The organism is Kineococcus siccus (assembly GCF_009906795.1).
Classification (GTDB): domain Bacteria; phylum Actinomycetota; class Actinomycetes; order Actinomycetales; family Kineococcaceae; genus Kineococcus; species Kineococcus siccus.
This window is the reverse complement of record NZ_JAAALN010000211.1, coordinates 1-7,036: the sequence shown is the minus strand read 5'-3', so window position 1 is coordinate 7,036 and position 7,036 is coordinate 1. Positions and strand designations below refer to the sequence as shown.

At 79.3% G+C, this 7,036-nt stretch carries 4 protein-coding genes; 1 reads left to right on the top strand and 3 read right to left on the bottom strand.

Going from position 1 to position 7,036, the window contains the following annotated elements; translation table 11 throughout:
* Positions 1-4,694 (top strand): FtsK/SpoIIIE domain-containing protein (locus tag GTR02_RS18065; protein ID WP_166608877.1); only part of this gene is annotated, 4,694 nt, incomplete at its 5' end.
* A gap of 7 nt (positions 4,695-4,701) precedes the next feature.
* Here the strand turns inward: GTR02_RS18065 and GTR02_RS18060 are convergent.
* The 3 genes from GTR02_RS18060 to GTR02_RS18050 form a co-directional block, all read right to left on the bottom strand.
* A complete protein-coding gene (locus GTR02_RS18060; protein ID WP_240895981.1) occupies positions 4,702-5,004 on the bottom strand; it encodes a winged helix-turn-helix transcriptional regulator in 303 nt (100 codons plus the stop codon).
* A gap of 195 nt (positions 5,005-5,199) precedes the next feature.
* On the bottom strand, positions 5,200-5,478 hold the full coding sequence (locus GTR02_RS18055; RefSeq protein ID WP_166608875.1) for a hypothetical protein: 279 nt from the start codon (positions 5,476-5,478) through the stop codon (positions 5,200-5,202).
* A 130-nt stretch (positions 5,479-5,608) separates the two neighbouring features.
* Positions 5,609-7,036, bottom strand: a 1,428-nt coding sequence (locus tag GTR02_RS18050) for a LysM peptidoglycan-binding domain-containing protein (RefSeq protein ID WP_205709554.1), incomplete at its 5' end; no start/stop codon positions are given.

Below are 7,036 nucleotides of genomic sequence, written 5' to 3'. Positions count from 1 at the left end.
CCACCTGCACCGCGCAGCGCGGCCGCGACCTCGTCCTGGACCTGCCGGAGGACGCGACCGTCGCCGAGCTCGCGGCCGCGCTGCGCGGTGCAGGTGGCGGTGGTGCGCGGGGGGCCGCCGGGGCGGCGGACGGCGGGGACGACCCGCTCTTCCTCGGCACGACACCGCTGGACCCGGCGCAGCTCGTGCGCGACAGCGCCGTGCGCTCCGGCGCGGTGCTGGGGACGGGCACGGCGGTGCCGACGGTCCTCACCCCGCCCGACGGCGTCGTCGACGTGCACGTCACCTCGGGCCCCGACGCGGGCCGCGTCCACCGGCTGGGCGCCGGCACGGCGACGGTCGGCTCCGCCGCCGGCTGCACGGTGGTCGTCGACGACCCGCGGCTCGCGGCCGTGGCCGTCCGGCTGCACGTCGGCACCGACGGCGAGGTGCGCGTCGAGCCCGTGGGCGAGCAGGCTCCCGCGCGGCCCGCCCCGGCGCGGCGGCGGCCGCTGCCCGGTCCGCTGGTGCTGCCCGGTCCGCTGGTGCTGCCCGGTCCGCTCGTGCCGCCCGGTCCTCCGGCGCCGCCCGACGGCGGCCCCACCGGGGTGGACGTCCGCGGCCGCCGCGCGCGGGGGGAGCGCGGGGCCCGCCGCACCCGCGGGGCCCGGGCCGCGACGGCCGACCCGATCGCCACGACGGCCGCGGACGCCGACGTGCCCGTCGTGCACCTCGGCCGGGTGCCCGTGACCGCGGCGACCCCGTGGCCGGCGGGCACGGCCCTGGTCGTCGGGACGGCGGTGCTGCGCCGCGAGCGCCCCGCACGCCCCGACGCCGCCATGACGCCCACGCCCGCGGGCGCCACGGTCGACTTCAACCGGCCCCCGCGCCTCCTGCCGCCCCCGCGGCCCAGCACGTTCGCGCTGCCGCCCGTGCCGACGCGCGGGGAGCGCACGCCCGTGCCGTGGCTGCTGGTGCTGGCCCCGCTGCTGATGTCGCTGGGCCTGTACTGGTTCACGCGCTCGCCGTACACGCTGGCGTTCGCGGTGCTCAGCCCGCTGATGGCGCTCGGCAACGTCACGTCCTCCCGCCGCGCGACCGCGAAGCGCTACCGCGAGCAGGTGGCCGAGCACCGCCGCCGCTCGCGGGTCGTGCGGCACGACGCGGCCGCGGCGCTCCGGGCCGAGGAGGCCGCCCGGCACGCGAGCGCCCCCGACCCGGCGACGCTGCTGCTGACCGCCGCCGGGCCGCGCTCCCGGCTCTGGGAGCGGCGCACGGGCGACCCGGACTGGCTGCTGCTGCGGGTCGGCACGGCCGACCAGGCCAGCGACGTGGTGCTGCGCGACCCCGCGCGCGAGGAGCACCAGGGCCCGCTGCGGTGGAGCGTGCCCGACGTCCCCGTCGTCGTGGACCTCGCGCGCGCCGGGGTCGTGGGCGTCGCGGGCCCGGACGCGCGGCGGCGGGCGGTCGCCGCCTGGTGCCTCGCGCAGACGGCGGTGCTCGCGAGCCCCGCCGACCTCGACGTCGTCCTGCTCTGCGCCGACGAGGCCGCCGCGGCGGCCTGGGCCTGGGTGCGGTGGCTGCCGCACGCCCGCACGCGCGTGCCCGACCCCGCCGCCGGCGTCGTGCGGGCCGGGTCCCCCGAGGGCGACCTCACCGCCCGCCTCGCCGAGCTCACCGCGCTGCTGGACCTGCGCCGCCGGCAGCGCCGCGACCGCGACGCGCCCGCACCGCGCGAGGTCCTCGTCGTCCTCGACGGCGCCCGGGCGCTGCGCGCCTCCCCCGGGGTGGTCTCGCTGCTCCAGGACGGCCCCGGGCTCGGGGTCCGGCTGCTCTGCCTCGACGCCGACGTCCGCTCGCTGCCCGAGGAGTGCCGCGCCGTGGTGGACGCCACCACCGCGCCCGGATCGGTGCAGAGCACGGGCGGGGACCCGGTGGACGGCGTCCGCTTCGACGAGGTCGGCCCGGGCTGGTGCGAGCGCGTCGGGCGGGCGCTGGCCCCCGTCCGCGACTCCTCGAGCGAGGACCTGGCCGGCAGCCTGCCCGACTCCTCGCGCCTGTTCGACGTGCTCGAGCTCGCGGGCTGCGCGGACGACGTGCTGCCCGCCGTGCTCGCGGCGCGCTGGCGCCGCGGCGGCCGGAGCACGCGGGCGGTCATCGGCGAGGACGGCGACGGGCCGTTCAGCGTCGACCTGCGCGCCGACGGCCCCCACGCCCTCGTCGCCGGGACGACCGGCTCGGGCAAGTCCGAGCTGCTGCAGACGCTCATCGCCTCCCTCGCCGTCGGCAACCGGCCCGACGAGTTCACGTTCGTCCTCGTCGACTACAAGGGCGGCGCGGCGTTCGAGGACTGCCGCGACCTGCCGCACACCGTCGGGCTCGTCACCGACCTCGACGGCCACCTGACCGCGCGGGCGCTCGCGAGCCTCGGGGCGGAGCTGAAGCACCGCGAGCACCAGCTCGCCGCCGCGGGGGCGAAGGACGTCGACGACTACACGGCCGCGCGCGACGAGCGCGCGCGCCGGGCGGACGCGGACGGCGGCCGGCGGGACGCGGGGCCGCCCCTGGAGCCCCTGCCGCGGCTGCTCATCGTCATCGACGAGTTCGCGGCCCTCGTCGCGGAGCTGCCCGACTTCGTCACCGGCCTCGTCGACATCGCCCGGCGCGGGCGGTCGCTCGGCGTGCACCTGCTGCTGGCGACCCAGCGCCCCGCGGGCGTTGTGAGCGCCGAGATCCGGTCGAACACGGCGCTGCGGATCGCCCTGCGCGTGACCGACGGGCAGGACAGCCAGGACGTCGTGGAGACCACCGACGCCGCCGCGATCGCCCCGGGCACCCCGGGCCGAGCGTTCGTCCGGGTCGGCAGCGCGCCGCTGCGCGCGGTGCAGGCCTCCCGCGTCGGGGGCCGCGCCCTGCCGCGGCTGGGCAGCCGGCCCGTGCCCCTGGCGCTGCGGGCCGCGGCGGCCACCGCCTCGCGCGAGGGCGGGGACCGCGGGGCGGACGCGGACGGCTCGCCCGCGGACGACTCCCCCACCGACCTGACCCGGCTCGTCGCCGCCCTGCGCACGGCCACGACCCGCGAGGGCCTCCCGGCGCCCCGCAGCCCGTGGCTGCCGGCGCTCCCGCCCGGCGTGGTCCTGCCCCGCCCGGCCGGGCGCCCCGTCCGGGGCGTCGTGCCGCCCCTGGAGTTCGGCACCACGGACCTGCCGCGGGAGCAGCGCCGGGCCCCCGCGCTGCTCGACCTGGCGGCCGGCACCCACCTCGGGATCGTCGGCGCACCCCGCTCCGGGCGCTCGGGCGTGCTGCGCTCGCTGGCGGCGGCCGTGGCCCGGCAGTGCCACCCCGCCGACGTGCACCTGTACGGCGTGGACTGCGGCAGCGGCGCGCTGCTGCCGATGACCGCGCTGCCGCACACCGGTGCCGTCGTGACCCGGGACCAGCTCGAGCGCCTGGACCGCCTCAGCGACCGCCTGCTCGGGGAGGTCGGCCGCCGGCAGCAGCTGCTGGCGGCGCAGGGCTTCGCGAGCCTCCCCGAGCAGCGCGCCGCCTCGCCTGCGGCGCAACGGCTCCCGCACCTGCTCGTGCTGCTGGACCGGTGGGAGGGGTTCCTGGCCGCGTTCGAGGCGGTGGACGGCGGGCGCCTCGTGGAGGTGTGGATGCGGCTGCTGCAGGAGGGCGGCGGCGTGGGCGTCACGCTCGCCGTGACGGTCGACCGCTCGGGCCTGGTGGGCCGCACCTCGACCCTGCTGGACGACAAGCTCGTCCTGCGGCTGACCGACCCGGGCGACTTCGCCGCGATCGGCCTGCCGCTGCGCTCGGTGCCCGCCACGATGCCGCCGGGGCGCGGGTTCCGCTCGGGACCGACGGCCGAGTCGCCCCTCGAGACGCAGGTGGCGCTCCTGGACCCCGACGCGCGGGGCACGGCGCAGGTCGCCGCCCTGCAGGAGCTCGCGCGCGCCGTGGCTCCCGCGGGCGCCCCGGCCGCGGCGCAGGCGCCCTTCCGGGTCGACCTCCTGCCCGCCCGGCTCGACGTGGCCGCGGCGGTCCTCGCCTACGGGGGTGCGGCCACGACCACCGGCGCGCCGGGGCGCCTGGCCGTGGCCGTGGGCGGCGACACCCTGGGCCTGCGCCACCTGGACCTGCTGGAGGACGGGCCGGGGCTCCTCGTGGCGGGGCCGCGGCGCTCGGGTCGCAGCACCACCCTCCGCGTGCTCGCCGAGGCCGCCCTGGCGGCGGGGTACCGCGTCGGGGTCCTCACGCCCCGCCGCAGCCCGCTGCGGGAGCTGACGGGCCCGGGCGTCGTCGCGACGCTGGGCGGGGACGCCGGGCGCGAGGAGACGACCGCCGCGTTCGCGGCCCTCGCCCCGGCCGCCGGGCTCCCCCCGTCGGTGCTCCTCGTGGACGACCTCGAGGTCCTCGGGATGGACGGCCACCTCGCCGACGGGGTCAGCGCGCACCTGGAGGCGTTGCGGGACACGGGGTGCGCCGTCGTCGCGGCGGGCGGCCTGGACGACCTCGGCGGTCTCTACCGCGGCCCGGTGGTCGCCCTGAAGCGGCAGCGCACCGGTCTCCTGCTGGGCGTGCGCAGCCCGGCCGACGGCGACCTGCTCGGCGTCCGGCTGCCCCGCTCGTGCCTGGGCGGCCCGCCGGGCCGCGGCGTGCTCGTGCGCGGCGGCGGCGTGGAGGCGGTCCAGGCCCTGACGACCGCGGACTGACGGCGGTTCAGCGCGCCCCGCGCTCCCGCAGCGGGTTGGGCAGGTCGGGGGCGAGGTCGTCGTGCCCCCACTCCCAGAGGGCGAGGAGGACGGGTTCCAGCCGCCGGCCGCGCTCGGTGAGCGAGTACTCCACGCGGGGCGGGACCTCGGCGAACGCCCGGCGCGACAGCACGTCGTGGGCCTCGAGGTGCCGGAGCCGGTCGGTCAGCGTCTTGGGGCTGATGCCCGGCAGGGCGGCCCGCAGCTCACCGAACCGCTTGGTGCCGGACAGGAGCTCGCGGACGACCAGCGTCGCCCAGCGCCCCTCCATGACCTGCACCGCGCGGTCGACCGGGCACTGCGCGGTGTCCTGGGGCAGGCTCGCCAGCGTGGGGCGCACGTCGACTCCTCGGTATCGGGAGGGAAGCTGCATCCCTCGTGGGACCACGACGGTACACCGCAGACGCCGAGGACCCACCACCCGCAGGGGTGGTGGGTCCTCGGTCCTCCGCGCGGCGGGACGACGTCAGATGCGGTCGCCCTCGCCCGTCGCCTGGGCGATGTTGTTGTGGTTGGTGCGCACGTCGTCCGCCGCACCGTTCAGCGCCACGTTCAGGTTGTCGAGGTTGCGCTTGTACTCGGCCCACGAGGTGCGGAAGTCCTCGGAGTAGCGCCCCGTCCAGACGGCGGAGGCGAGACCCGCCTCGACCGCGGCCTTGATCTCCAGGGCCTCCGCGGCCTTCTGCTGGAACGTCCGGTGCAGGGTGCTCAGGGTGTGCAGTTCAGCGCCGACGCTTCCGGCCACGGCGGTCTCCTCTCGTCATCGGGCTCCCGCCCGTCGCGCGCCTGCCGGGGTCCCGGTGCGCCGGGCACCACGGGTGCCCGCTCCGAGCTTAGGCGCTGCGGCGCAACGGGATCGGAGTTCGGACCAGGTGTCACCCGATCGCGCGGGACAGGGCGGTGAGTTCCGCGTAGCCCGCCTCGTCGAGCTGCACGGCCAGCCCACCGACCCCCAGCGCACCGAGGTCGACCGCGCCGCCGGCGGTGCACGTGAACTGCCAGCGGGCGGTGGGGACCTCGCCCACCACGACGACCGCGAACGGTGTGCGGCCGGCGGCCACGAGCCGGTCGAGGCGCGCGGCGTCCGCGGCCCCGGGCGGTCCCGACAGCACCAGGACGCGGGGGCGCGCACGCTGCACGACCCGGGCCCCGCGCCCGCTCACGACCCCCTCGACGCCCAGGGCCCGCGCCATCCGCTCGTGCTCGGCGGCCTCGACCTCCACCTCGCGCAGCAGACCGTCCAGCGTCGCGACGTCAGTGAGGAACTCCGGGGCCAGGGCCGCGTGCGGGCTCGCGAACCCCACGAGGTGCACCCCGACGCCGTCGGACCAGGGGTTCAGCGCGAGTTCCGCGGCCATCGACAGCGCGAGCGCCTTGGCGACCGCGGGGTCGCCCGCCAGGGCCACGAGCCCCGGGGCGGCCTCCAGGTCCACGAGCAGGTCGTCGTCGCCGAGGCGGGCGACGTCGGCCAGCGCCGGGTAGGGCGCCGCCGTGCCGGCCGGGGCCGGCGGGGACGCCTCGAGGTCGCGGCGGTCCAGCGACCACACGTCGGAGGCGGTGGCGCGCCACGGCGGCGGCGGGGACCCCCCGTCGGCGGAGGAGTGGTCGGCGGAGCGGTGGTCGGCGGAGCGGTGGTCGGCGGAGCGGTGGTCGGCGGAGAGGTGGTCGGCCGAGAGGTGCAGGTGCAGCTGCTGCGACGACAGCCGGGCCGCGACCACCTCGGGCAGCCGGCCGTCGCCCGCGGCCACCGACGCGGCGAGCCCGCGCAGCGCGGCGTCGAGGAAGACGGCGCGGTCGGGGTCCTCCAGACCGCGGGCCGCCGGGTCCGCACCGGCCGACCCCGGCCCGCGCCGCGTCGCGGTCAGCAGGCCCACGGCGAGCAGGCCCCCGCTGAGCACCGTGCGCTGCAGCAGGCCGTCCTCGCCCGACGGCGCCGGCGCGCCGACCGCCGTGCCTGAGGGGCTCGGCGCCGCCGCGGGGCCGACCGCCGAGGACGCCGCGGGCGCCGGGGCCGGCGGGGGCGCCGGGAGCGTGAGCACCTGCGGTCCCGCGCCCGCCGCGTCGGCCGGCAGCAGGAGGGTCCAGCCCGGGCGGATCAGGTCGGCGTCGACGAGCCGCGAGCCGTCGGGCTGCACCCGGTCCTTGTTCAGCTCGAAGATCTCGGCGTAGCGCAGGGGGTCGCCCAGGGTGCGCTCGGCGATGTCCCACAGGCAGTCGTGGTGCCGGCCGTGCGGCGGCTGCACCTGGTAGGCGACGAGCGGTGCCGTCGCCGGCGCCGCGGCCGCCCAGCCCGCGTCCGGGGC

Coding starts and splice junctions, on each gene's coding strand:
- GTR02_RS18060 (WP_240895981.1), bottom strand. CDS start 5,004: ATGGAGGGGCGCTGGGCGACGCTGGTCGTCCGCGAGCTCCTGTCCGGC.